The sequence below is a fragment of the Yeosuana sp. genome (genome assembly GCF_057126245.1).
In genome coordinates this window covers 1-25,660 of sequence record NZ_DBNGMQ010000073.1, presented here as the reverse complement: position 1 = coordinate 25,660, position 25,660 = coordinate 1, and the positions used below count along the sequence as shown (strand labels likewise).

Below are 25,660 nucleotides of genomic sequence, written 5' to 3'. Positions count from 1 at the left end.
ACTTGTTACATGTATTATAATAGTTTCACCAATAACTCCAAAAGTGATAATTTTTACTTTTCAAACTGTTCCAGTCATTTAGAGGCAAAACACGAATAGTTAATTGAAAAATTCCATTAAATATTCTGCTATTAGGTTCTAAATCAAGTTACATAAAACAAATCAAACATAAGAATATAGGTATTTCATCGATAAAAACATTTATTATATCGATGTTAATTGAAATTTTATTATATTTGATTAACCTAGCTTATGTTATATTATTATGAAAAGTGTATTTAAATTTAGTTTCAATATAGTATTTATTGGAGCTTTATTTTTTTTAATCGTTTTAAACGTTATTGGAACCGTTAGTGAAGATGCTTTATTTTTACAATCAACAAAACCTTTGTTTATACCAGTTTTCCTGATATTCTTTTTTATAAAGAATAAAATAATTAGTATTCCTTTTATTCTATTCTTGTTTTATTCATTTTTAGGCGATTCAGCTTCTATATTTTTTTCAAATGAGACCTTTATTAAAGCCTCAAGTATTATGTACTTTTTAAGTTATTTATGCTTGGTAGTTTTTATGATACCTAAATTTAAGTTAGAGCAATTTAATAAGTTTATATCGCTATATTTAGTAGTTGTGGTTTTAATTAATATGTACTTTTTATATACCGTTTATGGGATATTAAAGAGCATAATACCAGATAGTTTAGAGGTGTTTCTGTTTGGTATGAAAAGTGTTTCGTTAATAGTCTTGGTTATTGTTGCCTTTGGGGTTTATATAAATTCTGAAACAAAATTATCGATACTATTTTTAATTATGGCTTTAAGTTTTGTGTTTAGTGATATTCTAAATTATGTCAGTCAGTACTTTATATATCACTGGAGCTTTTTAATGCTAGACAGAGTTTTGCATGTTGTAGGTTTGTTCTTCTTGTTTAATTATATTATGGAGTATAATAAAACACCTAAATTATATATTAATAAAAACGAAAATCTATCAACCAAAAACATTTTAGTTTAAACAATAATTGAAGTGCCATTTGCGGCTTTATTTTTATCAGAATCAAAATAAAAATCAATTTTACCTAAGTTTATACCTGCCCAACCAACCTGGTTTACCAGTATATTTTCACCTTCTGAATTTTTTACAATGGTAGGTTTTGGAAGAAACGTATGGGTATGGCCGCCTATAATTAAGTCTATGTCTTTTGTTGCAGCCGCTAGTTTTAGATCACTAATTTTATTCAGTTCATTTTTGTAATGATACCCTAGATGCGACAGGCAGATAATGAGGTCACATTGCTCCCTAACTTTTAAAATTCTTGTCATTTCTTGAGTAATTTCAACAGGGTCTAGGTATTTTGTTTCTTTATAATTTAATGGGTCAACCAAACCTTCTAATTCAATACCAAGACCAAAAACTCCAATTTTTATATCGTCAAAATTAAATGTTTTATATGCTTTAGCATGAGTGTCCATTACGGTATTTGTGAAATCATAGTTTGAAGAAATAAACTCAAATTTGGCATGTGGTAATTGGGCATATAATCCATTAACTCCATTATCAAAGTCGTGATTACCTAAAGTAGCAGCATCATACTTAAGCATACTCATAAGTTTAAATTCAAGCTCTCCACCATAGTAGTTGAAGTATGGTGTACCTTGGAAGATGTCTCCAGCATCTAGTAACAAAGTGTTAGGATTTTCGGCTCTAATAGATTCAATTAAACTTGCTCTTCTAGAAACGCCACCTTTATTAGAATTTCTTCCATCTTCGGGACCAAACGGATCAATATGACTATGAACATCATTCGTATGTAATATGGTTATTTTTTTTGATTCAACTAAGGTTGTAAAAGAAGATAATCCGATGCTTCCTAAAGTAATTAATGCTGTTCCTGCAGATGTTTGTTGTATAAAATCTCTACGTTTCATTTTTAATAGAATTAGTTAATTTGAACGAATCGATCGTCTGCAACAGGATTAATAGTATCAACTTTTTTAAAATAATCAATAAGCAGATTTCTTATTTTATAGTTTAAATTATACACGCTGTCATTAGGTTTGAAAAATTTCATACCATCTCCACCATTATATAAATAATCGTTAGTTGCAACATAATAGATTTTATTTTTATCAATAGGTTTTTCTTTTATTGATGCGCTAACAACATTATGGTCATTATCTATTACTAATTTTAATTTTGAAAAAGGATGTGCCTTTTTTCTTTCACTTAAATAGGTAATCAAGCTATCAATTTGCGTTCCTTTAAGTGCAACAACAACCAAGCTATTTTCAAAAGGCATAAGTTCAAAAGCTGTTCTGGAAGTAATATTACCTTTTGAGATTATTGAGCGAATTCCACCATGATTAAATAAAACCATATCGATATTTTTTCCAGTTCTGGAATTAAAAATCGGATTGGCTTGTTCATATGTTGCATCGGCCATAAAGTTACCTATAGCCGTATTAAAATCGCCATCGGTTTTAGAATATGTATCAACGGCGTAAGCCAAAACACTATCTAAATCTTTTGTGATGTGATCTTTGTATGGTTTAATAAAGGCATTAATTTCAAGATTGTATTTAAGACTATCTGATATAGTTATTTGTTTGCCTTCTATTCTAAATAAGTTTTTTTTTTCGTTCTTACAACCTAAAAAAAGAAAAATAAATAACAAAAAAATTAAATATGTAAACCTCATATATAAAAAGAAATAATTGAATGTACTTTTGTTACCTTTGCCGAAAGTATAAAGGTAAATGATTTTAAAGGGTTTTAAGATAAAATCTAATAAAAAACACTTAAACAAAATATTATCAATTCGTGATGTAAACATTACTGATAGTAAGATTAAAAGTTTGGGGGTTGTTTTACATATTAATGAAGTTGCTGATTTTGAATTGTTTAGATCGCTTTCTGAAGATTTAAATATTCACATAAATAATTTAAAAATAATTGCTTATTCAGATAATGATGAGGACAACCCAAACTCTTGGGATGTATGTTTTAATGAAAAAGATTTTGGATGGAAAGGCAACATTAAAAATGTAGAGTTACAGTCATTTTTAGATATTGAATTTGATGCATTAATTAGTTATTATACAACTGATGAATTAGAACTTAAATTAATAACAGCAAAATCTCGAGCTCTTTTTAAAATTGGGATATTTCAAACTGATGACCGTTTAAATGATTTAATTATAAAAACGGGTTTAAATGAATTCAATGTATTTAAAAGTGAACTTTTTAAGTACTTAACTATATTAAATAAAATTTAAGATGAGTAGTAAATTTCTTGGTACTGGCGTTGCATTAGTTACACCGTTTAAATCAGACTTAAGTGTAGACCATGAAGCTTTATCAAATATTGTTAATTACAATATAGATAATGGTATAGATTATTTGGTTATTTGTGGTACAACTGGAGAAAGTGTAACCATTACTAAACAAGAAAAGAAGGATATCATAGCAACCATTGCAAAAACTAATAAAGGTAGGTTACCCATGGTTTTAGGTATTGGTGGAAACAATACGGCTCAAGTTATTGAGGAAATTCAAGATATGAACTTAAGTATTTTTGACGCTATTTTATCGGTATCTCCTTATTATAGTAAACCAACGCAAGAAGGCCTTTATCAACATTTTAAGGCAGTTTCAGAAGCATGTCCTATTGATGTTATTTTGTACAATGTTCCTGGAAGGACATCAAAAAATATGGAGCCAGAGACCACATTAAGATTGGCTAATGATTTTAATAATATAATAGGCGTTAAAGAAGCAGGAAACAATGTATCACAGTATTTAAGTTTATTAAAAGACAAGCCAAAAGACTTTCTTGTAATTTCAGGTGATGATGATTTAGCCCTTGGAATTGTGTTGGCCGGTGGAGCTGGTGTGATTTCTGTTATTGGACAAGCGTTCCCAAAAGAATTCTCAAATATGATTCGATTAGGATTAAAAGGAGATGTGACGGCATATGAGATTCATTATAAATTAATGGATGTTGTTGGATATATTTTTGAAGAGAATAATCCAGCAGGTATCAAAGCTGTTTTTGAAGCTCTAAATTTATGTAATGATTCCGTTAGATTGCCATTGGTACCAGCTTCTAACCAATTAAAAGATAAGATTAAAGGTTTTGTAGCAAACTTTTAAGTTATTGAGACAAATAAAAGGCCCTGGTTTAGGTAATACATCTTCGAAACATGCTAAGCGCATGATGAATACTCGTGGTTCTTTTAATTTAGAATATTTAAATAAACCACGCAGACTTTCAGAAGCTTACCATTATTTGGTAAACATATCTTGGTTTACTTTTTTTGGATTAACTTTTTTAGTTGGGTTTCTTATTAATGCTTTTTTTGCCTTGATATATCTCTTTATAGGCGTAGAGCAAATTACTTCAAGTGCAGGCAATCTTTTTGAAAATTTCTTAAATGCTTTTTTCTTTTCTGCTCAAACATTTACTACCTTGGGTTATGGCTATATGTCACCTCAAGGAATGGCTAGTGGTATAGTATCGTCTTTTGAGGCATTTTTAGGCCTATTGCTTTTCGATTTTGTTACTGGTTTAATTTATGGTCGTTTCTCCAAACCAAAAGCTGCTATAAGATTTAGTAGGAATCTAATTTTAAGAGATTTTAATGATTCTAGAGCGATCATGTTTAGACTTGTCAATAACAGAAAGACAACCATGATTAATCCCAAAATCACTGTAACGTTATCACTTTCAAAGCAAAATAGTGAAGGGGATCTATGAGAATAATTATTACTCACTCAATTTAGAAGGAGATACAATTAATTATTTACCAACAACTTGGACAATTGTTCATGAAATTGATAAAAATAGTCCGTTGTTACAATATTCAAAACAAGAAATTAGTAACCTGCATGGAGAGTTAATAATTATGATTAGTTATTATGATGAATCCTTTAATCAGGAAGTTCATCAAATGCATTCATATGTATTAAAAGAAATTCGTTTAGACTGCAAATTTACAAAAGCATACTACTACAATGAAAAAGGGAAAATGGTTCTGGATTATAAACTTTTTGATCGCCTTGAATCTTCAAAAAGTTAAATATTACTTAAACCCAATGTATGCTCTAAATCAAGCCTTACTTTAGCTTTAAAATAATATTTTTAAAATCCATATTAAAACCTTAATTTTGCATCCTGTTTTTCAATTTATGAATAAGTTTATATACATTTTAATTTTACTAGTTAGTTTAAGTTCTTGCAGCGAGTATCAAAAGGCCTTAAAATCTGAAGATATTGCTACAAAATTTAAGCTAGGAGAAGAGCTTTACAATGCTGAAAAGTATGCAAAAGCAAATAAACTTTTTGCGCAAATTGTACCCAATTACAGGGGGAAACCTCAAGCAGAAAAATTAATGTATTTGTATTCGCAGTCTTTTTTTAAGATGAAAGATTATTATGTTTCTGGTTATCAGTTTGAGCGTTTTGCGTCGAGTTACCCAAAAAGTGAAAAGGTGGCAGAAGCATCTTTTTTATCAGCCAAGAGTAATTATATGTTATCTCCTGTCTATACTAAAGATCAAACAGAAACAAAAGCAGCTATAGAAAAACTTCAAGAGTTTATCAATGTGTATCCAAATTCTGAATATGTATCTGAGGCCAATACATTGATTAAAGAATTAGACTATAAATTAGAAAAGAAGGCTTTTAGTATTGCTAAGCAATACGATCAGATTTCAGATTTTGAAGCTTCTATAAAGTCATTTGATAATTTTATTTTTGATTTTCCAGGCTCTTCATTGCGTGAAGAAGCCATATATTATAAATTAGATGCCTCTTTTAAACTAGCTATTAATAGTGTACCTTGGAAAAAGCAGGTAAGATTGAATGCTGCAAAAGCAACAGGAGAAGCTTTTATAAAGGCTTATCCAAAATCAAAATATATGGAGGAGGTAAATGATATGGTTAGTACAATAGAAGAAGAATTAAAAAACTACAGCAATAAACCGAATATATAATGAAAATAGATTTAAAAAAAACAACTGCTCCTGTTAATACAGTAACGTATGATAGAAATCAAATTGATGAACCGACAGAGAATATCTACGAAGCTATTTCAATTATTTCTAGACGTGCCGAACAAATTAACTCTGAAATTAAAAAAGAGCTTATTGATAAGTTAGAAGAATTTGCTACTTACAATGATAGTCTTGAAGAAATTTTTGAAAACAAAGAGCAAATTGAGGTATCAAAGTTTTATGAAAAACTTCCAAAACCGCATGCATTAGCTGTTCAAGAATGGTTAACAGATAAAGTTTATTATAGAAATACTGAGGAAGATTCTCAGGAATAATTTCACTATGTCAATATTAAGCGGCAAAAATATACTATTAGGCGTTAGTGCTGGTATAGCCGCTTATAAAATTGCTTCACTTGTTAGGTTATTAGTGAAAGTTGGTGCTCATGTAAAAGTTGTGATGACACCGGCTTCAAAAGACTTTATTACACCTTTAACCTTATCAACACTTTCAAAAAACCCGGTGTTTTCTTCATTTACTTCAGATGAAGATGATAATGCTGTATGGAATAGTCATGTAGATTTAGGGCTATGGGCAGATTATATAATTATTGCTCCTGCAACCGCTAATACATTGTCTAAAATGGCGAATGGTATTTGCGATAATTTACTTTTAGCAGTCTATCTATCTGCTAAATGTCCTGTTTATTTTGCACCTACGATGGACTTAGATATGTATAAGCATCCTAGCACACTTGAATCTTGTAAGGTTTTGCAAAACTACGGGAACATCATGATTCCCGCTACAAGTGGTGAATTAGCAAGTGGTTTAGTTGGAGAAGGCAGAATGGCAGAACCAGAAGATATTGCTTCCTTTGTGGAAGATGATATTTTACAAAAGTTACCATTAAAAGGAAAGAAGGTGCTTATTACGGCAGGGCCAACCTACGAAGCTATCGATCCTGTTAGATTTATAGGAAATCATTCAAGTGGAAAAATGGGATTTGAAATTGCTAAAGAAGCAGCAAATCTAGGTGCTGAGGTTATTTTAATTTCTGGGCCAACTCATGAAACGGTGTCGCATAGCTTTATAAAAATTATACCGGTTGTATCTGCCGAAGAGATGTATAATGCCGCGCACCAATATTATAGTCAGGTTGATATAGCTATTCTTTCCGCCGCTGTTGCAGATTTCAAACCAAAAGAAGTAGCAACTCAAAAAATAAAAAAGAAAGAAATAACGTTAACATTAGAGCTAGAAAAAACTAAGGATATTTTGGCGTCTTTAGGAGCCATTAAAAAACAACAATTTTTAGTTGGTTTTGCATTAGAAACCGATAATGAAATTGAAAATGCAAAAGGAAAATTAAAAGCTAAGAATTTAAATTTAATTATTTTAAATTCGTTAAATGATAAAGGAGCTGGTTTTAAATCGGATACTAATAAAGTCACATTAATCGATAATAAAGGGACCATAAATGAGTTTCAATTAAAATCTAAAACAGAAGTAGCCAAAGATTTAATGAGTGAAATTATAAAACAAGTAAATGCGTAATATATTATTTATTCTTTTTTTTACTTTAGGGTTTACCACATTCTCGCAAGAACTTAATTGCAGTATTGTTGTAAATGCACAACAAACAGGAAATGAGAACCTAACAATATTTAAAAATTTAGAAAGGCAATTAACTGAGTTTGTCAACAAAACTACATGGACTAATAGAACCTTTGCGCCTCAAGAACGAATTAACTGTAACATGGTTATTACAATAACCGATTATAGTGGAGAGGCGTTTCAAGGAACCATTCAAGCGCAATCTTCAAGACCCGTTTATGGGTCATCATACGGTACACCAATTTATAATGTTAACGACAAAGATTTTTCGTTTAGATATTTAGAATTTCAAAATATTATTTTTAATCCTACGCAATACGAATCAAATTTAATATCTACGATAGCCTTTCATATTTATATGATTTTAGCTTTGGATGCTGATTCGTTTTCTAAAAATGGAGGAGATCCTTATTTAAAACAAGCGCAAACCATTGTTAATTATTCACAACAGGAAAACTATAAAGGCTGGAAACTAGAAGATGGTTTACAAAGCAGATTCGCTTTAATAGACAATTTGCTATCTCCAACGTTTAAAGAGTTTAGAAATGTGATGTATAGCTATCACAGAGAAGGTTTAGATATCATGAGCGCAAATGCCAAACAAGGCAAAGAGACTATAGCGACTTCTCTTAAACAGTTTGAAGCTATGAATACGCGAAGACCAAATTCCTTCTTATTGAGAACATTTTTTGATGCTAAATCAGATGAAATTGAAAAGATATTTAGTGATGGTCCGAGCGTAAATATCGCAAGTGTTAAAGAGACCTTACAAAAAGTTGCGCCTACTTATGCCAGTAAATGGAGAAATATTAAGTTTTAAGTTGCTTTAAAATTAAAACTCAACTATCTTTAGTTTTATAATTTAAAATTGATTTCAAAATTGTTAACTTCACTATCCATACATAATTACGCTCTAATAGACGATTTACGTGTTGATTTCAACAATGGGTTATCAATAATTACAGGTGAAACAGGAGCAGGGAAATCCATATTATTAGGCGGTTTGTCTCTTATTCTTGGTAAAAGGGCAGATTTAAGCAGTTTAAAAGATGACACCAAAAAGTGTATTATTGAAGCAGTTTTTGATGTGTCAAACTACCATTTAAAAACACTTTTCGAAGCAGAAGATTGTGATTATGAGGACCAAACTATCATAAGAAGAGAAATTTTACCATCAGGCAAATCAAGAGCTTTTGTAAATGATTCCCCAGTTAATTTAAGTAGCTTACAAATTATTGGAGAACGCTTAATAGATATTCATTCGCAACATCAAACTTTACAACTTGTAAGTAATGAATTTCAATTTCAGGTCATTGATGCATTGGCTAATAATGACGAAAATCTTCAACAGTATAAATCTCAATTAAAAGATTATAGGATCTTACAAAAGGAACTTAAAGAGTTACTAAGTTTTCAGGCAAACGCTATTAAAGAACATGATTATAATTCCTTTTTATTAAATGAATTAAATGAGGCTTCACTTATTGAAGGAGAAATAGAATTACTTGAAGAAGAATATGAAACCTTAAGTAATGTTGAGGCTATAAAGGAAAAACTAGCGGAATCTTATCAACTATTAAATGATGAGCAAATAGGTGTGTTACCATCACTTAATGAATTAAAGAACCATTTTCAGAAATTAAAAGGATTTTCCTCAAAATATGTTGATTTATATGCTAGAATTGAAAGTAGTTTAATTGAAGTGGATGATATTTTCGGAGAGATTGATACTTTAAATGATGAATTAGAAGCAGATCCAAATAGACTAGAGGTAGTTAATTCAAAATTATTAAGTATCAATAATTTATTACAAAAACATACTGCAAGTGATGTTTCGGAACTTGTAAAAATAAAAAATGATTTAGAAGAAAAAGTGTCGATTACCGAGAATCTTGATGAAACGATTAAAGATAAAGAGGCTGAAATAGAATCTAAAACCGTTCAGTTAAACAAAATTGCAGTTGCTATTCATAACAATAGAGAAAATGCCATTCCGGAATTACTAGAACATTTAGAATCTATTTTAATTAGTTTAGGAATGCCAAATGCTCAATTTAAAATTAATAGTGTTTTTAGCGATGCCTACTATTCTAATGGAAAAGATGAACTTACTTTTTTATTCTCAGCAAATAAAGGGGGTCAATTTAACGAATTAAAAAAAGCAGCGTCTGGCGGAGAATTATCTAGAATAATGTTGGCCATAAAATCTGTACTATCTAAATATATTCAATTGCCAACTATAATATTTGATGAGATTGATACCGGTGTTTCAGGAGAGATTTCAAATAAAATGGGAGATATTATGCTGCTTATGAGTAAGGCTATGCAGGTTATTTCTATTACACATTTGCCTCAAATTGCAGCAAAAGGGCACACACATTTTAAAGTATATAAGGAAGATATTAATGATGTTACCGCAACTAACTTAATGGTATTAAATCATGATGAACGTATTGTTGAAATAGCTCAAATGTTAGGCGGTATTGAAATGTCTTCTTCGGCTATTGCACATGCAAAGGAATTATTGAATTAATTGTATATTTGGGCACTAATTAAACGAATAAACATATAAACTAAAAAGTATGTCATACAATTTACTAAAAGGAAAAAAAGGAATCATTTTTGGAGCTTTGGACTCTAATTCAATTGCTTGGAAAACAGCAGAACGTGTTCATGAAGAAGGCGGACAATTTGTGTTGTCAAATGCTCCGGTGGCCATGCGTATGGGACAAATAAATGAGCTAGCCAAAAAAACAGGTTCTCAAATTATTCCTGCCGATGCAACATCTTTAGAAGATTTAGAAAATTTAGTAGCTAAATCGATGGAGATTCTAGGAGGGAAAATTGATTTTGTATTACATTCTATTGGTATGTCTATCAATGTTAGAAAAGGAAAACACTATACAGATCAAAATTATGAATGGACACAAAAAGGAACCGATGTTTCTGCAATGTCTTTTCATAAAGTAATGCAAACGCTTTACAAGGCCGATGCTATGAATGAATGGGGAAGTATTGTTGCTTTAAGTTATATGGCAGCGCAACGCGTGTTTCCTGATTATAATGATATGGCTGATAATAAAGCATATTTAGAAAGTATAGCTCGTAGTTTTGGATATTTCTTTGGTAGAGATAAAAAAGTTCGTGTGAATACAATTTCTCAATCACCAACACCAACAACCGCAGGAAGTGGTGTAAAAGGCTTTGATGGTTTTATTGCTTATGCTGATAAAATGTCTCCACTTGGTAATGCGACGGCGCTAGATTGCGCTAATTATACAGTTAGTATGTTTAGTGATTTAACGAAACGGGTAACATTACAAAACTTGTATAATGATGGGGGTTTTAGTAACATGGGGGTAAGTGATGCAGTTATGGATACTTTTATGAAAGAATAATTTTTTTATTAAAATAAGATATATTAGCCACCTGTAAAACGGTGGCTTTTTTGATTTGATTGGTTACATTTGTGTTATGCAATTACAGTTTTCATTTATAATACCTGTTTATAATCGTCCTGATGAAATACAAGAGCTTTTACAAAGTTTTGTTGCGTTGGAAACCAATAATGATTATGAAATTGTAATTGTTGAAGATGGCTCAACGATATCTTCGAAAGAAGTGTCTGAAAGTTTTAATTCAAAACTGAATATCTCTTATTTTTTTAAAGAAAACTCAGGCCCGGGTGATTCTAGAAATTTTGGAATGAACCATGCCAAGGGTAATTATTTCATCATTTTAGATTCAGATTGTATATTGCCTTCTCATTATCTAGACGAAGTTATCAAAGGGTTAAAAACGGACTATGTAGATTGTTTTGGTGGTCCTGATGCAGCGCACGAATCATTTACAAGTCTTCAAAAAGCCATTAATTTTTCAATGACCTCATTTATTACTACAGGTGGTATTCGTGGAAAAAAAAATAGCATTGGCAAGTTTCAACCTAGAAGTTTTAATATGGGAATTTCAAAAAAAGCGTTTGAAGACTCAAAAGGTTTTGGAACGATTCATCCTGGGGAAGATCCAGATTTATCAATTCGCCTTTGGAATTTAGGCTATAGAACAAAGTTAATACCAGAAGCCTATGTGTTTCATAAACGACGAATTTCTTGGAAGAAATTTTATAAACAGGTTTATAAATTTGGAATGGTTAGACCTATATTAAATAAATGGCATCCTAGCACCCAAAAAGTAACCTATTGGTTTCCTACTTTATTCTGTTTAGGTTTATTAGTAGCTATTGGATTATTTTTTATTAATGTTAAATGGCTTTTGTTCATGTATATTTTGTATTTTATTGTTGCCTTTGTTATAGCGCTAATTTCGACTAAAAGCCTTAGTGTCTCATTGCTTTCATTAATGGCTATTTTAGTTCAATTTTTTGGGTATGGTTATGGTTTTTTTAGGTCTACATTATTATTAAAATTTCATAAAGAAAGACCGGAAATGGTATTCCCCGATTTATTTTATAAACTAAAATGATAAAAAAGATAAAATCAAATATTATAAAAAGTATTAAGAATAAAAGAATAAACGTATTCTTTTTATTCTTATTGATGGCCTTTCTAATTTTAATTTTTTCGAAATTATCTAAAGTATATACAAATACTTTAGTTTTTAACGTCAAGAAGGTAAATGTGCCAAAAGAATATGTTATTTTAAATGATACAAGTGCTAAACTTGATATAACATTAAAAACAATTGGCTTTAATTGGCTTAAATTCTATTTTACAAATCCAGAAATTAAAGTTGATTTCATGAAAGATGTCGTGAAAAAGGATTCATATTATATTTTAAATAAGTCTAAAATATTTTTAAAAAGCAAATCAGAATTTGGAAGTCAAGTTGAATTGATTAACGTAAGTCCAGATGAATTGTATTTTAGGTATGATGTTAATTTGATAAAAAAGATTCCCGTTATAGCGAATGCGAATATTAATTTTAGTCCAGGCTATGATGCGTTTAAAGTGTTTGAAGTTGTTCCAGATTCAATTCTTGTAATAGGGCCTCATGATTTGGTTTATAGAATTAACTCCATTCAAACTGAAAAAATTATTTTTGAAAATGTTAAATCGAGTATATCAAAAACTATTAAATTAGAATTACCTAAAAATAATAGCGATTTATTTTTTTCTAATAATGAGGTGAGTTTAAAAGCAACGGTTGAAAAATTTACAGAAGGAAGCATAAAAGTTCCTGTAGACTTAGTAAATGTTCCAGAAGATTTGAAAGTTAAATATTTTCCAAAATCTATTAAAGTTATTTATTATACAAACTTGAAAAATTTTAATGATATTTCTGCTAAAGATTTTAAAGTTGTTTGTGATTATAATAATATTAATGACAATCAAACCTTGTTGCTACCTAAGCTGGATAAAGTAACTAACAAAGTAAAAAGTGCTAAAATTAATCAGCAGCATATTGAATTTATCATAGCACAATGAAACATCCAAGATTAAAAATTAATCACATTCGAATCAACATAGGCATATGAAAATAGTTGGACTTACGGGTGGTATTGGAAGTGGGAAAACTACAGTAGCTAAAATGTTTAATCAACTTGGTGTTCCCATATATATTGCAGATCAAGAAGCAAAAAAGTTAATGGCTACTTCAAAAGTTATTAAAAGAAAACTTATTGAATTGTTTGGCAATAAAGCTTATGTAAACAATCAGTTAAACAAGCCTTTCATAGCAAATGTTATTTTTAATGATGAGACTGTTCTAGATAAAATGAATGCGATTATACATCCTAGAGTGGCTAGGCATTTTAATAAATGGATACAAAAGCAAAATGGATTATATGTAATAAAAGAATCCGCTATTTTATTTGAAGAAGAGCTCTATAAACACTGTGATTTTGTTATTACAGTAACTGCTCCAAAAGAATTAAAAATAAAACGCCTTTTAAAACGTGATACAACAACTAAAAAAAAGATAGAGGCTATTATGAAAAATCAATGGAGTGATGAAGAAAAAATAAAACTTTCTAACTTCATTATCATTAATTCGGACATTGAAAAAACCAAAGATCAAGTGGCTAAAATACACCAGCAAATTATTGATTCCATATAATAATTCTTAAATTTTAACATTTTTGTTAAGGTAAGGTTAAAAGGTAAGAACCCTAAATGTTAAAATGTTAATTTTGAACAATGAGCAAAAGAATTTTCGTCCTATTAGTTCTGTTAATGAGTATGTCTCTTATAGGAATCATTTTTGTTCAGGCATATTACATTAATGATTCTGTTAAGAATGAGAAGGAACGTTTCGAGTTTAATGTAAAAAAAACATTGAGTTATGTGTCTAATGCTATTGAAAAAAAAGAATTAAATACTTATTTTGAGAGGTATCAAAATTTAGTAAATAGTAAAGAAGTTGATTCAGTAGCAGTATCTCAATTATTTATATATCAGCAGAATAATAATACAAAAGAAACATTAATATATAAAAGTGGAGTTTTAGAAGAGAACTATAAATTATCTTCATCGCTCTTTGACATTGGTTTAGATAGTATTAATATCAAAAACATCCTTGGGAGTTCAAACCTTGAAGTTTATAAAAATGAAGATATTTCTGAGAAAGATTTAAAAAAATCACCTATTGTAAATATTGTTAATAGTGGAAGATTATTAGACGCTGAAAGAAATTATTTTGAAAAAAACTTTAAGGCCTATGCAAAAACGATTCCCGTCTATCAGCGAGTTTCAAAGGAACATATTTCTGAGTTACTTTCAAAAAAATTAAAAGAAGACCACATAGATATTGATTATGAATTTGCTATATATGGAAATGATTTAGCAACAAAGGTCCGTAGTGATGGTTTTGAAAAAATATTAGAGTCTACTTATAAAGTTCCTATTTTTTATGATGAAAATAATCAAAGTAATTATAAACTTCTTGTAAGTTTTCCGGATGATAGAAAATTTATTTTATCATCTATAATTGGTATGATTTTGTTATCAATAATTTTTACATTAATCATTATTATAGCGTATTCTAGTGCTCTGTATCAGTTAGTTAAACAACGTAAAATCTCTCAAATAAAAACAGATTTTATAAATAATATGACGCATGAATTTAAAACGCCCATAGCAACCATAAATTTAGCACTAGACTCAATAAAGAATCCAAAAATTATTGATGATAAAGAAAAAGTAATTCGCTATCTTAATATGATTAAGGAAGAGAATAAGCGAATGCATGCACAGGTTGAAAATGTATTAAGAATTTCTAAACTTGAAAGAAACGAACTTAATATAAGTAAGGATAGAGTTAAGTTACACGACATAATTAATGATGCCTTAACGCATGTAGAACTTATAGTTGAAGATAGACAAGGCTATATAAAAACGTTTTTAGAAGCAGATAAATCGTCAATTCTGGCTAATGAAACACATTTTACAAATGTGATAGTTAATATTTTAGATAATGCTATTAAATATTCTCCGAATGCCCCAGAAATTGAGGTTTCTACAGAAAATATTGGAACAAATATTATATTAAAAATTAAAGATCACGGTAGCGGTATGAGTAAGGCCGCACAAAAACGAGTGTTTGAAAAATTTTACAGAGAACACACTGGAAATATACATAACGTAAAAGGTCATGGTCTTGGGCTTGCGTATGTGAAACGAATAGTAGAAGACCATCAAGGTCATATAACAGTAGAAAGTGAAAAAGATAAAGGAAGCATTTTTATTATAAAGCTTCCACTAATAACATAATTATGGAAGAAATAAACAAGAAAATTTTACTAGTAGAAGACGATCCTAATTTTGGAACCATTCTTAAAGATTATTTAATTATGAATGATTATGATGTTGTTCATGCAAAAAATGGTATGGAAGGTTTTGAAAAATTTAAGAAGGACGATTTTGACTTATGTATTTTAGATGTCATGATGCCATATAAAGATGGGTTTACATTAGCTAAAGAAATAAGAGAAAAAAACAAAGAAGTGCCTATTGTTTTTTTAACCGCTAAAACCATGAAAGAAGATGTTTTAAAGGGGTATAAAGTAGGCGCAGATGATTATCTAAATAAACCTTTTGATAGTGAAGTGTTGCTTATGAAAATTAAAGCAATCATGCAGCGTAAAGCGACAGAAACAATTTCTGATAGTAAACAATTTGAATTTAAGATAGGAGATTTTGATTTAAATTCAAAACTTCGTTTCTTGCGTTTTAAAGGTGGGGATCCTATAAAATTGTCTCCAAAGGAAAATGAGTTACTTAGGTTATTGGCTTTGCATGAAAATGATTTAATGCCACGTCAACTAGCACTTACTAAAATATGGAGAGATGATAACTATTTCACTTCAAGAAGTATGGATGTTTACATTGCTAAATTACGTAAGTATTTAAAATTGGACCCGAAAGTAGAAATACTTAACATTCATGGTGAAGGTTTTAGATTAGTGGTTAATAGCTAAAATTTTATAAAGGAGTAATAAAAAGCCAGCTTTGTAGCTGGTTTTTTTATGCATTATTTTGAGAACATAATTAAGACATTATTCTTATATTTTTTGAGTTTGATTTTACTCAATATTATAAAAATCATTTTTTTTATAGCTCTATGATAATCAGATAAAAGTCCAACAGCATATTATTTTTCATTTATTGTCATCGCTTGGGATTTTATCAGAATACATTTATTTCCCAAATGGAGACGCATTGAAATTATCTAAGTCTCTGTAACAGCCAATCTTTAAGTTCATAAAAATTTTGAGGAGCTACGCCATGACCAACAGGAAACTCTGAATATTGGTGCTTAATGTTTAAACGAGTTAAAAAGGGTGCCGTTTGTCTTGCCCAATCTACAGGGATAACTTGGTCTACACTACCATGCGAACAGTAAAATTCTAAATTTGAATACGCTTTCGTTTCAAAGTTCTTTGGCAAAATATCTTTATTAATATAACCACTTAACGCAATAATATTTTTTACTTTTTCAGGATAGGTTAAAGCCACAGCATAACTTAATATGGTACCTTGGCTAAAGCCTAAAAGTGTCACATTGTTTTTATCTACAGCATAAGTTGATGTTGCTTCATCGATAAATTTAGCAATTAAATCTCTTGATTCTATAGCTTGTTCATTATCACTCCATTTTCCTTGCACTGCATCAAAATTGATGGCATACCAGGCATGTCCATAAGGCTGTAATTCATAGGGAGCTCTGACAGATATAATAAATAGTTCTTCGGGTAATTCATTTGCAAACGAAAACAAATCATTTTCATCGCTGCCATAACCGTGAAGCATAATCAATAAAGGCGCATTTTCTGATAAAGAAGATGTTCTAATAATATGTTGTAATGAAAGAGAATTGTTTATCATTTATTGTCCTATAGTAGCAAATAATTTTTGAAAAAAGCCACCTACTAAAGGAACTTCTTGTTCTTTACCTGCAATGGCGTTTATAAAACCATAAATCCATAACACACCAAAAAACATATAAAATCCAAAGGTTGCGAGCCAACTATCAAAATAACTGGTTATAAATCCTAATATAGGAAACATTAACCACAAACCTAGAGATTGTCTTATATGGAAAGAAGCTAATTTGTTTCTTTTGTCATTATTCAAAAAATAAGCAATAATAGTACCTACAATAGATAGATAGCTAATAATTGCTAAACCTTTTTCTTCTTCAGCACCTTTATTTGCCATATAATTAGTTTAGAGCTATTTTGTTATTAGAAATAATTCCGTAGACTTTTCCCTTCAAATCCTGATTTTCAAAAATAGCATTTTTTGATTTAGTTAAAATGTTATTAGAAGAAAAAGTATATTTAGTATCAGGATTAAATAGTGTGATATTTAATTTATTACCAATATTTATAGGTGATGATTCTAAACCAAATCTTGATTTCCCTTTAGTTAAAAGGTCTACTGTTTTTTTTAAGCTAAATAATGTTTGTAAAGCACCAAAAGCACTTTCTAAACCAATGGTTCCGTAAGCAGCATGGTCGAATTCTATTTTCTTATGTTCAATATCCAAGGGGTTATGGTCTGTTGTAACCATATCTATAGTGCCATCTTTAACACCTTCTAATAAGGCGTCAACATCATGTTGAGTGCGCAGTGGAGGTAATACTTTGTATGTCGTATTAAATTCTGCTAAAATGTCATCAGTAAAAAATAAATTATGAATGGCAACGCTACAACTTACATCTAACTTTTTCTTTTTAGCTTCCCTTATTAATGAAACTGCACCGGCTGTAGAAATAGTAGGGATATGAAGTTTTCCGTTCGTGTATTCTAATAAAAATAAATCTCGAGACACTTGTAAGTCTTCTGATAGGTTTGGAATGCCTTTTAAACCTAAAGATGTACTGGTAATATTTTCATTCATAACGCCAAAGCCCGAAATTTCTTTATCTATTGGGAAAGAGCATACTAAACCATTAAAATTACCTGTGTATTGCAAAGCTAATTTCATTAAGTTAGGATTTGAAATAGGCTTTTTATAATCGTAAAAGGCAACTGCACCAGCACTTTTCATATCATATAATTCAGCTAAATCTTTACCGTTACCATCTTTTGTTAAGGCGCCAATGGGTAAAAGTTTTACAGCATGACCTTCACCTTTTGAATTTACAAATGTAATATCTGAATTACAATCTATAACAGGATTGGTGTTGGCATTCATGGCTACAGTTGTAAATCCAGAAGCAGCCGCTGTTTTAAGTCCGTTTTTGATAGTTTCACGTTCTTCAAATCCAGGTTCGCCAAAACAAACGCCACTATCAAACCAACCTTGCGAAATATGTAAATTATCAAAAGTGATTTCTTGATACTTTTTTGGATTTTTTAAGTTTAAGCCAATTTGTAAAATAACTCCTTTTTCAATCAATATATCTTGAACTGTGTTATGAAATTCACTTTTAGAGTCTATTATTCTAGCTGATTTTATAAGTATGTTCATTTAAGGTATTTTAATATGAGCATTTCAATAATCAAGAACGCTAATGCAAAAATAACAAACCATTTCCATAGCTCATTAACTTTTGTTTCACTTTTTAACGTATTGAAAATGTCAGCGACGGAGTTGCTTACTGTTATGTAATTAAAATTTGATAGATTTTGATACACTAAATCACTTTCTTTTCTGTTGTAATTGTAACTTACATTTATAATGCTTTCATTTTTATCCTTTACAGTATAGATATTCGATAAAGATGGTTCCTCGTTAGTAGTTATAACCACTTTGTTATTGTAATACTGTTGTTTTGGAATTAAGTTAACATCGTCGTTAAAAAGAGATAATATATCATCCTGATGTAAATTTATAGAAATATCAAAAGAGTTTTCATTACCAATTGTATAATATAGTTCAGGGATTTTAAAACTAAATTTTGCAATGTTGTAAAGTGTTGGGACTATAAGGGGTGAGTTTTTAAAATTAGAATTTTTTGTATTTAATGGGGCTGTAAAAATATACACCCGATTGCTCTCATACAAAAAAGGTTTTCCATCTTCATATTGTAGGATTTGGGAACTTAAATTTCCTGAGACAGTATAAAAATTATTTACTTTTGGGTACTGGAAATTGCTGACTCGTTTTTCAAAAACATCATTTATATATAATGGGTTTGAATAGTTTATAGTCGTTATTAGTTTTTCAGACTCAATAAGGGAAATAAAAGCAGTGTTGTAGTTATTTAAAAATGAATTATATGACGGAACATTAATGGTACTTGAAGGAATAATAATAATGTTGCCACCTTGCATAGTAAAAGATTTTAAAACGCTTAATAAACTAGCAGGAATTGTTTCCAACTCATTCAAAACAATTAAATTTTGTTCGTTTACAATATTGTAATCTAATTGATTTAAAAGAGTAGATGTATAATTAAATTCGTTCTCATTATATAATCGCTTCAAAAAAGAATCATCTTCGTTATTTATTGTTAGAACATTTATTTTAGGTGTTTTATTGATGTTAAAAAACAGACTGTTATCATATTGTAAATGAGTGTCTTCAATTGTTATTTTTCCATTAATAGTTTCATTTATGGGTATTGAAAAAGAGGCTTCAGCCTTCTTGTTCACAGAGATAGAAGTTTTTGCTATTAATTGTGTAGCATTAAATAATGAAATAGGCAAATTATCAATCAATTCACCAGAGTTTTTTATGATCACTTTTAAATCTATAGCACTGCTAGATATATTTGAAATATATGCAGAATCAATAGAGGTATTATTAGAATTAACTGGGTTTAATTTTACCGCATGAATTTTAAAAACTGAATCAATCGTCGGGTTAAAAGGAGTGTTGCTTTGTTGAAAATCTGAAATAAAAACTAGGTCTTTTACTGTATTTGACAACTTAAACAGCTTTTTACTTTTTAACAGTGCGGCATCATAAGATAATGATTTCGATGAATATCCAAGATTTAATAAATCGTTTTTAATAGACTTTATAGTCGTATTTTTATAAGTGGCGTCATTAGTTAGTAAAGAAATGTTTTCGTCTTCAGGGATGTTACTTATAAGGTCTTGAACAGCACGTTTTAAAAGTTCTCCTTGATTTCCTTTAGCTTGCATGCTAAAGGAATTATCTAAATAAATGACTGTTTCTTTTTTTGAGTTTTCTAAATCTGATTTAGTAAAAAAAGGTTGGGCAAAAGCAAAAATAATAGCAGCTAAAAGCAATAATCTAGTAATTAATGCTACCCATTTTTTAAGTTGAGAACTTTTCCGGGTTTGTAAGGTAACTTGTTTTAAAAAAGCAACATTAGTAAAAGCTTCTTTTTGAAATTTTCTAAACTGAAATAAATGAACAATAATAGGTATTAGCAGTAAAAATAAAGCGTAAAGAAGTTCGGGGTGTTTAAACTGCATTTCTATTTAGATTGTTCAAATATAGAAAATGAAATTGACTTATGCTTCTAATTATTATAATTAACAAAAAAACACATAGTCCTTTTTAGGGTTTAAATTTAAGCCATGTAAATAGGCTCTTATTTCTTTTTGAGCGGTTTGATTAGCAACAGTAATAATACTTTGTGGGTTTTTAATTTGATCTAGAGCTTTAAAATTCTTTAAGGTTTTTCCATAAATAGCTTTTCCAATTTTTTTAGGGTTATCACAAATCCATTCAAAATCAATATTTTTATGAATGAGTGTTTTAGCAACTATTTTTCCTTTTGTTCCTGCGCCCCAAACGGTTAACGTTTTATGGTTATCATAATCAATATCCAAAAAGTGATTTATTTTTAAGGGTACAAAATGATTTTCGGCATAATGCTCATGCGTTCTCGAAGTGCGTGTACTATAATCACGCCAGTTATGTAAAATATCTTGACAGGGAATACACTTATAATTTTTTTTATAAAACCGAAAGGTTAAGTCATAATCTTCGGGGTATATATTGGGGTTAAAAGCATCACAAGCTATTAAATCATCCTTGTAAATCATCCAACAAGGAGATGGGATAACACATTCTTTATAAATCTCATTATAATTTGTTCCTAACTTAGTTAAGGTATTTAGCCAATTTTCATAGTTTTTAAAACCTGATTTTATACCATCTTTAGCAAAATACTTTACCAAGCCAATGGCCAAATGTTTTTTACCATACTTTATCAGGTTATTTGATAGTACTTCTAATTTGCGCGGAAGCATAATATCATCACTATCCATTCGCGTAATTAATTCGCCAGTACTTTTAGAAAAAGCAAGCTTTAAGGCATCAATAAGTCCACTTCCAGAATTTTTAAAAAGTTTTATTCTAGAGTCTTTTTTAGCAAATTTAGTAACTATGTTATGGCTATTGTCATTAGAATGATCATCAATAATTAATAATTCCCAATTAGTATAAGTTTGTTGGATTATTGATGTTATACATTCCTCTAAAAACAACTCTGTATTTTTAAAAGGTGTTAAAATGCTTATCAAGGGTTTTTGCATGCTACGAATTTAACAAAACATTAAGAAAATAAGGAGTAACATAGCAGTATTTTACACGTCTAAAAAAATAATAAAAACCATTAATATGAAAATTAAAATATTGTCTGCTTTTTTTGCAGTCATGTTATTTGCAAGTTGTAGCTCAACAAAAACAACTGGAAATGATTTAGCAACTAGCTTGCCTATTGAAACATCAATCAATATATCGGATATACAGGATGATAAAGCGCCGGTTATTATAAATCCTGGGCGTTTTACTACTGAAACAGTAACCTACCAATTGCCAAAAGTTATTCAGGGGACATATTCAATCAGTAATTTTGGTAAATATGTTGATGATTTTAAAGCTATTGATTATAAAGGTAATGAGTTAGCTTTTAATAAAACTGACACTAATACATGGGTCATTAATAATGCTACTAATTTAGATTACATTACGTACTATGTTAATGATACGTTTGATATGGAATCTGAAGGCGGAATTGGCAAAGAACATCCCTTTTCTCCAGCAGGGACCAATATTGAATCAACTAATTATGTATTAAACCTTCATGGTTTTATTGGGTATTTTGACGCTTTAAAAAATAACCAATATAAAGTAGATGTTACTGCACCGGCAAATTTTGTGAGATCATCAGCATTACAAAATGTGGGTAATAAAGTTAGTGACGATGGTAAGACCATCACTACGAGTTATTTTGCTTCAAGATATTTTGAGATTACAGATAACCCAATGATGTACGGAGAATTAAGTGTTGAAGAGTTTGAAGTTGGAGGTATTAAAGTAGTATTAAGTGTGTATTCTCCGAATAAAACGCATTCAGCTGCGTCATTAAAAGATGCTATGTATAAAATGATGAAGGCACAAAAAGCATTTTTGGGAGATATTAATAGCACGCCTAGATACGACATCTTTTTGTATTTATCAGAAGGAAAAGCAGATTCGCCAAAAGGTTTTGGAGCATTAGAGCATCATACATCAACCGTGGTGGTAATGCCAGAATCTATACCTAACCAGGCCATGGAAGAAAGTCTTATTGAAACGGTTTCTCATGAATTTTTTCATATAGTAAGTCCCTTATCGGTGCATTCGGAAGATGTTCACTATTTTGATTATAACAACCCAACATTTTCAAAACATTTATGGATGTATGAAGGTGTAACAGAATACTTTGCTAATTTATTTCAAATTAATCAAGGGTTAATTATAGAAAATGAGTTCTATAATAAAATGATGAGTAAAATTCAAACATCTAAGCGAATGAATGATGCTATGAGTTTCACTATTATGAGTGAGAATGTTTTAAAGGAACCATATAAAGATCAATATTATAATGTGTATCAAAAGGGAGCTTTAATCGGCATGTGTGTTGATATTTTAATGCGAGAAGGAAGTAATGGACAAAGAGGAATTTTGTCGCTTATGAAAGAATTAATAACTAAATACGGAAAAAATAAACCATTTGAAGATGATAAACTTATAGATGAAATTACTGCTATGACTTATCCGTCTCTAGGTGATTTCTTTAAAACACATGTTATTGGTGATGTTCCGATTGATTACAACAAATTTTTTGATAAAGTAGGTTTAGAATTATCAAAAGGCAAAATTGAAACCAACTATATTTTAATGAATGGAGCTCCAATTGTGAGTGGCGATCCAAATAGAGGTATCTTTTTTACAGACAGTGTTTTAGAAAACAGTTTCTGGGCGGAACAGGGTGCAAAACCTAATGATATTATAAAATCGGTTGATGGAACAGAAGTAACACTTAAAAACGCAAATCAAGTTTTAGTTAAAGTTTTTGGTTGGAGACCAGGCATGGAAGTAGAGGTGAAGCTTGAAAGAGATGGAGAAGAAATTGTTATTAAAACAACAACAACGCAACCTTATACTATTGGGGAAGGATTAATGCCTAAAGTAGATGCAACTGAAACTCAAGTCAAATTGAGAGAAGCATGGTTAAAAGGATAATTATAATTCACTTCATAATAAAAAAACCAGACTTTTTAGTCTGGTTTTTTATTTAATATTTTGCCGACTTTCCTTTGTACGACGTGTTTATTATAAAGTCTCGTAAATCGTCGTTCGCTAATTTTAAATCTTCTTGACGTAAATACATCATATGACCACTTCTATAGCCTTTAAAGCTAAAACGATCTTTCATTTTTCCACTTGGATCAACCTGATGCATTGTATATTTAGCCCCAAAATAAGTGGTTGCCCCATCATAATAACCTGATTGAATCAGCACTTTTAAATAGGGGTTTTGAGCCATTGCTTGCCTTAAACCTTCTCTAGTATTATCCTTTTCATTATCCCAAGGATGTACATCTCCAAACATATTATATTTTATATCAGTTTTGAATTTTAACTGTTCTCTCAAATAAAAATTTATTGCAGGTGTGAAGGAATGTAACCACGAACTTAATTCAGCATTATAATCGGGGCTATCACCAGATTCGGTTTTATCAATACCTAAATATCGAGAATCTAAGCGCCCTATCGTTTGTCCTGTTTCATCTCTTAATAAATCTTTCCAGAAAAAATTGGTGGACACATTTAAATTGTTTTGCAAGATCACATCTTTACTTAAACCGCTATAAAAACTAATGTTATCAGCTACATCTTGTTTTTCTTTGTCAGAAATAAACCCGCCTTTTGCTAATGCAGGCATTAGCTTATTAATCGCGTAATCTTCAGCTTCTGGAAGAATATCCAGCAAATCTTTACTTTGTAATTCGTTAGGTAACATTTTATGATACCATGCGGATGCTGTATAATAAGGTAAATTTAAAGCCGAATAAACGGGTTGATCCGTACTGTAAAGTTTATAGTCGGCAGGAGAAACCATTATAACGCCATTTAAATACATCCATTGTTGATTTTGTAACTCCTTAGCTAAACCCATAACGCGTGTGCCACCATAACTCTCACCAATAATATATTTAGGAGATTCCCATCGGTTTATTCTTGAAAGGAAGGTATTCATCCATTCGGCTAAATATTTAATATCGGCATTAATACCAAAAAAGGTGTCTCTTTTAGGTAATTTTCCTTCTTTATTAGGAACCATTCTTGAATAACCAGTATTGACTGGGTTGATATAAACAATATCAGCAACATCTAATATCGAGTTTGGGTTGTCTTTTACGCCATAAGGTTGTATAGGGTAACCTTCATCGTCAATAATTAAAATTTTAGGACCTGTATAAGCAATATGCATCCATACAGACGCAGAACCCGGTCCGCCATTAAATGAAAAAATGAGAGGCCTGTTTTTTTTATCCGTTTTAGTTCGCTCATAATACGTGTAGAATAATGTTGCAATAGGTTCTCCTTTTTTATTCCAGACAGGTTGTGTACCTGCAGTAGCCTTATATGAGATTAATTCATTATTAATGGTTGAATTATGTGAGGTGACGACTGTTGTATCAATCGGTATTTTAATATTTTGAGAAAATACAGTAGAAATGGATATGGTTAATAAAAGTGATAGATATGTTTTCATATGCTCGATTTAAAAATTATTATTTAAATATAAGGAAAACAAATATTAAAATCCTTCAAAAACTCCAAGTCCAAATAAAACAAAATCGTATTTAACAGGATCTTTAGTATCAAGTTTTCTCAAAGCAGTATCCAATTCTAATGCGGCTTTTGCATCATTTTGTTTGCGTTTTAAAAGACCTATTTTTCTGGAAACGCCAGAATACATCTCTATTGGACAAGAGAGTTAAGAAGGTGAGAGGCTTTCCCAAATACCAAAATCCACGCCCGTATTGTCTTTGCGTACAAACCATCTCAACATCATGTTTATTCGTATAAATATGGCTGCATATATTTGATTACATCATACTATATCTGATGTGACTTAATTAGTTGTGTGGGTGTAATTTTCGTAAAAAAAAGGCTGTCGAATTACTGACAGCCTCTTAAATTATTTATTTATCAACTGCTTTTAGTTTAGTTGCCAGCACTTAAAGAATAACTTCCGTCTCCATTAAATGAAGTAACTGTAATTGTTACAGTCCAATTACCTGGTTCTCCCGCAGAGGTAACACCTCCAATAGTGTCAGGTTCAGTTCCTCCAGTCAGATTTCTGTCAAGTACTACGGTTCCTTCAGAATC

At 30.1% G+C, this 25,660-nt stretch carries 25 protein-coding genes and 1 pseudogene; 17 read left to right on the top strand and 9 right to left on the bottom strand.

The window, feature by feature from the left end; genetic code table 11:
- Positions 1 to 265: 265 nt before the first annotated feature.
- Positions 266 to 1,015 carry a hypothetical protein gene (locus AC15TD_RS08900; protein WP_484451789.1) on the top strand — a complete coding sequence of 250 codons (750 nt, stop codon included), beginning with the start codon at positions 266 to 268 and terminating at the stop codon, positions 1,013 to 1,015.
- On the opposite strand, the gene AC15TD_RS08895 is transcribed toward AC15TD_RS08900, so the two are convergent.
- Both AC15TD_RS08895 and AC15TD_RS08890 read right to left on the bottom strand, forming a co-directional pair.
- Positions 1,012 to 1,929: a bifunctional metallophosphatase/5'-nucleotidase gene (locus AC15TD_RS08895; protein ID WP_484451788.1), complete on the bottom strand. Its 918-nt coding sequence runs from the start codon at positions 1,927 to 1,929 to the stop codon at positions 1,012 to 1,014. The two genes, AC15TD_RS08900 and AC15TD_RS08895, sit on opposite strands and share 4 nt — an antisense overlap.
- Before the next feature lie 11 nt (positions 1,930 to 1,940).
- On the bottom strand, positions 1,941 to 2,675 hold the full coding sequence (locus tag AC15TD_RS08890; protein WP_484451787.1) for a 5'-nucleotidase C-terminal domain-containing protein: 735 nt from the start codon (positions 2,673 to 2,675) through the stop codon (positions 1,941 to 1,943).
- 82 nt (positions 2,676 to 2,757) lie between these two features.
- Between AC15TD_RS08890 and AC15TD_RS08885 the strand changes: the two genes are divergently transcribed.
- The 15 genes from AC15TD_RS08885 (at position 2,758) to AC15TD_RS08815 (ending at position 16,043) form a co-directional block, all read left to right on the top strand.
- Entirely contained in the window at positions 2,758 to 3,276 is a 519-nt protein-coding gene (locus AC15TD_RS08885) for a DUF6913 domain-containing protein (protein WP_484451786.1), read from the top strand.
- Between the two features lies 1 nt (position 3,277).
- Positions 3,278 to 4,153 (top strand): 4-hydroxy-tetrahydrodipicolinate synthase, encoded by an 876-nt coding sequence (dapA, locus tag AC15TD_RS08880; RefSeq protein WP_484451785.1) that lies wholly within the window; start codon positions 3,278 to 3,280, stop codon positions 4,151 to 4,153.
- Between the two features lie 4 nt (positions 4,154 to 4,157).
- Entirely contained in the window at positions 4,158 to 4,757 is a 600-nt protein-coding gene (locus tag AC15TD_RS08875) for a potassium channel family protein (protein ID WP_484451784.1), read from the top strand.
- The gene (locus AC15TD_RS08870; RefSeq protein WP_484451783.1) at positions 4,741 to 5,079 is read left to right on the top strand and encodes a hypothetical protein; all 339 of its coding nucleotides are present in this window, start codon (positions 4,741 to 4,743) and stop codon (positions 5,077 to 5,079) included. Before AC15TD_RS08875 ends, AC15TD_RS08870 begins: the two co-directional genes overlap by 17 nt.
- A gap of 109 nt (positions 5,080 to 5,188) precedes the next feature.
- On the top strand, positions 5,189 to 5,995 hold the full coding sequence (locus tag AC15TD_RS08865; protein WP_484451782.1) for an outer membrane protein assembly factor BamD: 807 nt from the start codon (positions 5,189 to 5,191) through the stop codon (positions 5,993 to 5,995).
- A 5-nt stretch (positions 5,996 to 6,000) separates the two neighbouring features.
- Complete coding sequence (locus AC15TD_RS08860) at positions 6,001 to 6,330, top strand: DNA-directed RNA polymerase subunit omega (protein ID WP_484451809.1); 330 nt, start codon at positions 6,001 to 6,003, stop codon at positions 6,328 to 6,330.
- 7 nt (positions 6,331 to 6,337) lie between these two features.
- Positions 6,338 to 7,549 (top strand): bifunctional phosphopantothenoylcysteine decarboxylase/phosphopantothenate--cysteine ligase CoaBC, encoded by a 1,212-nt coding sequence (coaBC, locus tag AC15TD_RS08855; protein ID WP_484451781.1) that lies wholly within the window; start codon positions 6,338 to 6,340, stop codon positions 7,547 to 7,549.
- Positions 7,542 to 8,429, top strand: coding sequence for a type IX secretion system protein PorD (gene porD, locus AC15TD_RS08850; RefSeq protein WP_484451780.1), 888 nt, complete (start codon positions 7,542 to 7,544; stop codon positions 8,427 to 8,429). Before coaBC ends, porD begins: the two co-directional genes overlap by 8 nt.
- Positions 8,430 to 8,489: 60 nt before the next feature.
- Complete coding sequence (gene recN / locus AC15TD_RS08845) at positions 8,490 to 10,142, top strand: DNA repair protein RecN (protein ID WP_484451779.1); 1,653 nt, start codon at positions 8,490 to 8,492, stop codon at positions 10,140 to 10,142.
- A gap of 49 nt (positions 10,143 to 10,191) precedes the next feature.
- Positions 10,192 to 11,007 (top strand): enoyl-ACP reductase FabI, encoded by an 816-nt coding sequence (locus AC15TD_RS08840; RefSeq protein WP_484451778.1) that lies wholly within the window; start codon positions 10,192 to 10,194, stop codon positions 11,005 to 11,007.
- Positions 11,008 to 11,083: 76 nt separating this feature from the next.
- Positions 11,084 to 12,091, top strand: a complete 1,008-nt coding sequence (locus tag AC15TD_RS08835; protein WP_484451777.1) for a glycosyltransferase family 2 protein — start codon at positions 11,084 to 11,086, stop codon at positions 12,089 to 12,091.
- A gap of 155 nt (positions 12,092 to 12,246) precedes the next feature.
- Positions 12,247 to 13,053, top strand: coding sequence for a YbbR-like domain-containing protein (locus tag AC15TD_RS08830; RefSeq protein ID WP_484451776.1), 807 nt, complete (start codon positions 12,247 to 12,249; stop codon positions 13,051 to 13,053).
- Positions 13,054 to 13,099: 46 nt separating this feature from the next.
- Positions 13,100 to 13,684, top strand: coding sequence for a dephospho-CoA kinase (coaE, locus tag AC15TD_RS08825; RefSeq protein ID WP_484451775.1), 585 nt, complete (start codon positions 13,100 to 13,102; stop codon positions 13,682 to 13,684).
- An 80-nt stretch (positions 13,685 to 13,764) separates the two neighbouring features.
- A complete protein-coding gene (locus tag AC15TD_RS08820; protein WP_484451774.1) occupies positions 13,765 to 15,336 on the top strand; it encodes a sensor histidine kinase in 1,572 nt (523 codons plus the stop codon).
- A gap of 2 nt (positions 15,337 to 15,338) precedes the next feature.
- Entirely contained in the window at positions 15,339 to 16,043 is a 705-nt protein-coding gene (locus AC15TD_RS08815) for a response regulator transcription factor (RefSeq protein ID WP_484451773.1), read from the top strand.
- A 247-nt stretch (positions 16,044 to 16,290) separates the two neighbouring features.
- Here the strand turns inward: AC15TD_RS08815 and AC15TD_RS08810 are convergent, their stop codons facing one another.
- The 5 genes from AC15TD_RS08810 to AC15TD_RS08790 are packed head-to-tail and all read right to left on the bottom strand — an operon-like array spanning position 16,291 to position 21,528.
- A complete protein-coding gene (locus tag AC15TD_RS08810) occupies positions 16,291 to 16,950 on the bottom strand; it encodes an alpha/beta hydrolase (RefSeq protein WP_484451772.1) in 660 nt (219 codons plus the stop codon).
- Positions 16,951 to 17,283, bottom strand: coding sequence for a magnetosome magnetite crystal formation protein family (locus AC15TD_RS08805; protein WP_484451771.1), 333 nt, complete (start codon positions 17,281 to 17,283; stop codon positions 16,951 to 16,953).
- A gap of 4 nt (positions 17,284 to 17,287) precedes the next feature.
- Positions 17,288 to 18,541: a dihydroorotase gene (locus tag AC15TD_RS08800; protein ID WP_484451770.1), complete on the bottom strand. Its 1,254-nt coding sequence runs from the start codon at positions 18,539 to 18,541 to the stop codon at positions 17,288 to 17,290.
- Positions 18,538 to 20,460: a BatA domain-containing protein gene (locus tag AC15TD_RS08795; RefSeq protein ID WP_484451769.1), complete on the bottom strand. Its 1,923-nt coding sequence runs from the start codon at positions 20,458 to 20,460 to the stop codon at positions 18,538 to 18,540. The genes AC15TD_RS08800 and AC15TD_RS08795 overlap by 4 nt, the downstream gene beginning before the upstream one ends.
- 60 nt (positions 20,461 to 20,520) lie before the next feature.
- Positions 20,521 to 21,528, bottom strand: a complete 1,008-nt coding sequence (locus tag AC15TD_RS08790; RefSeq protein WP_484451768.1) for a glycosyltransferase family 2 protein — start codon at positions 21,526 to 21,528, stop codon at positions 20,521 to 20,523.
- Positions 21,529 to 21,613: 85 nt separating this feature from the next.
- Between AC15TD_RS08790 and AC15TD_RS08785 the strand changes: the two genes are divergently transcribed.
- Positions 21,614 to 23,503: a M61 family metallopeptidase gene (locus AC15TD_RS08785; RefSeq protein WP_484451767.1), complete on the top strand. Its 1,890-nt coding sequence runs from the start codon at positions 21,614 to 21,616 to the stop codon at positions 23,501 to 23,503.
- A 52-nt stretch (positions 23,504 to 23,555) separates the two neighbouring features.
- Here AC15TD_RS08785 and AC15TD_RS08780 read toward each other — a convergent pair whose 3' ends face one another.
- Both AC15TD_RS08780 and AC15TD_RS08775 read right to left on the bottom strand, forming a co-directional pair.
- Entirely contained in the window at positions 23,556 to 25,040 is a 1,485-nt protein-coding gene (locus AC15TD_RS08780; protein ID WP_484451766.1) for a S10 family peptidase, read from the bottom strand.
- A 45-nt stretch (positions 25,041 to 25,085) separates the two neighbouring features.
- A pseudogene (locus AC15TD_RS08775) lies at positions 25,086 to 25,352 on the bottom strand (DUF2400 family protein); the annotation flags it as partial.
- Between the last annotated feature and the right edge of the window lie 308 nt (positions 25,353 to 25,660).

What these genes read in the sequence shown, in the direction of transcription:
- AC15TD_RS08895 (WP_484451788.1), bottom strand. Translation starts at nt 1,929, where the DNA reads ATGAAACGTAGAGATTTTATACAACAAACATCTGCAGGAACAGCATTA.
- coaE (WP_484451775.1), top strand. Translation starts at nt 13,100, where the DNA reads ATGAAAATAGTTGGACTTACGGGTGGTATTGGAAGTGGGAAAACTACA.
- AC15TD_RS08820 (WP_484451774.1), top strand. Translation starts at nt 13,765, where the DNA reads ATGAGCAAAAGAATTTTCGTCCTATTAGTTCTGTTAATGAGTATGTCT.
- AC15TD_RS08800 (WP_484451770.1), bottom strand. Translation starts at nt 18,541, where the DNA reads ATGAACATACTTATAAAATCAGCTAGAATAATAGACTCTAAAAGTGAA.
- AC15TD_RS08865 (WP_484451782.1), top strand. Translation starts at nt 5,189, where the DNA reads ATGAATAAGTTTATATACATTTTAATTTTACTAGTTAGTTTAAGTTCT.
- AC15TD_RS08810 (WP_484451772.1), bottom strand. Translation starts at nt 16,950, where the DNA reads ATGATAAACAATTCTCTTTCATTACAACATATTATTAGAACATCTTCT.
- coaBC (WP_484451781.1), top strand. Translation starts at nt 6,338, where the DNA reads ATGTCAATATTAAGCGGCAAAAATATACTATTAGGCGTTAGTGCTGGT.
- AC15TD_RS08835 (WP_484451777.1), top strand. Translation starts at nt 11,084, where the DNA reads ATGCAATTACAGTTTTCATTTATAATACCTGTTTATAATCGTCCTGAT.
- AC15TD_RS08805 (WP_484451771.1), bottom strand. Translation starts at nt 17,283, where the DNA reads ATGGCAAATAAAGGTGCTGAAGAAGAAAAAGGTTTAGCAATTATTAGC.
- AC15TD_RS08815 (WP_484451773.1), top strand. Translation starts at nt 15,339, where the DNA reads ATGGAAGAAATAAACAAGAAAATTTTACTAGTAGAAGACGATCCTAAT.
- AC15TD_RS08795 (WP_484451769.1), bottom strand. Translation starts at nt 20,460, where the DNA reads ATGCAGTTTAAACACCCCGAACTTCTTTACGCTTTATTTTTACTGCTA.
- dapA (WP_484451785.1), top strand. Translation starts at nt 3,278, where the DNA reads ATGAGTAGTAAATTTCTTGGTACTGGCGTTGCATTAGTTACACCGTTT.
- AC15TD_RS08840 (WP_484451778.1), top strand. Translation starts at nt 10,192, where the DNA reads ATGTCATACAATTTACTAAAAGGAAAAAAAGGAATCATTTTTGGAGCT.
- AC15TD_RS08900 (WP_484451789.1), top strand. Translation starts at nt 266, where the DNA reads ATGAAAAGTGTATTTAAATTTAGTTTCAATATAGTATTTATTGGAGCT.
- AC15TD_RS08785 (WP_484451767.1), top strand. Translation starts at nt 21,614, where the DNA reads ATGAAAATTAAAATATTGTCTGCTTTTTTTGCAGTCATGTTATTTGCA.
- porD (WP_484451780.1), top strand. Translation starts at nt 7,542, where the DNA reads ATGCGTAATATATTATTTATTCTTTTTTTTACTTTAGGGTTTACCACA.
- AC15TD_RS08790 (WP_484451768.1), bottom strand. Translation starts at nt 21,528, where the DNA reads ATGCAAAAACCCTTGATAAGCATTTTAACACCTTTTAAAAATACAGAG.
- AC15TD_RS08885 (WP_484451786.1), top strand. Translation starts at nt 2,758, where the DNA reads ATGATTTTAAAGGGTTTTAAGATAAAATCTAATAAAAAACACTTAAAC.
- AC15TD_RS08780 (WP_484451766.1), bottom strand. Translation starts at nt 25,040, where the DNA reads ATGAAAACATATCTATCACTTTTATTAACCATATCCATTTCTACTGTA.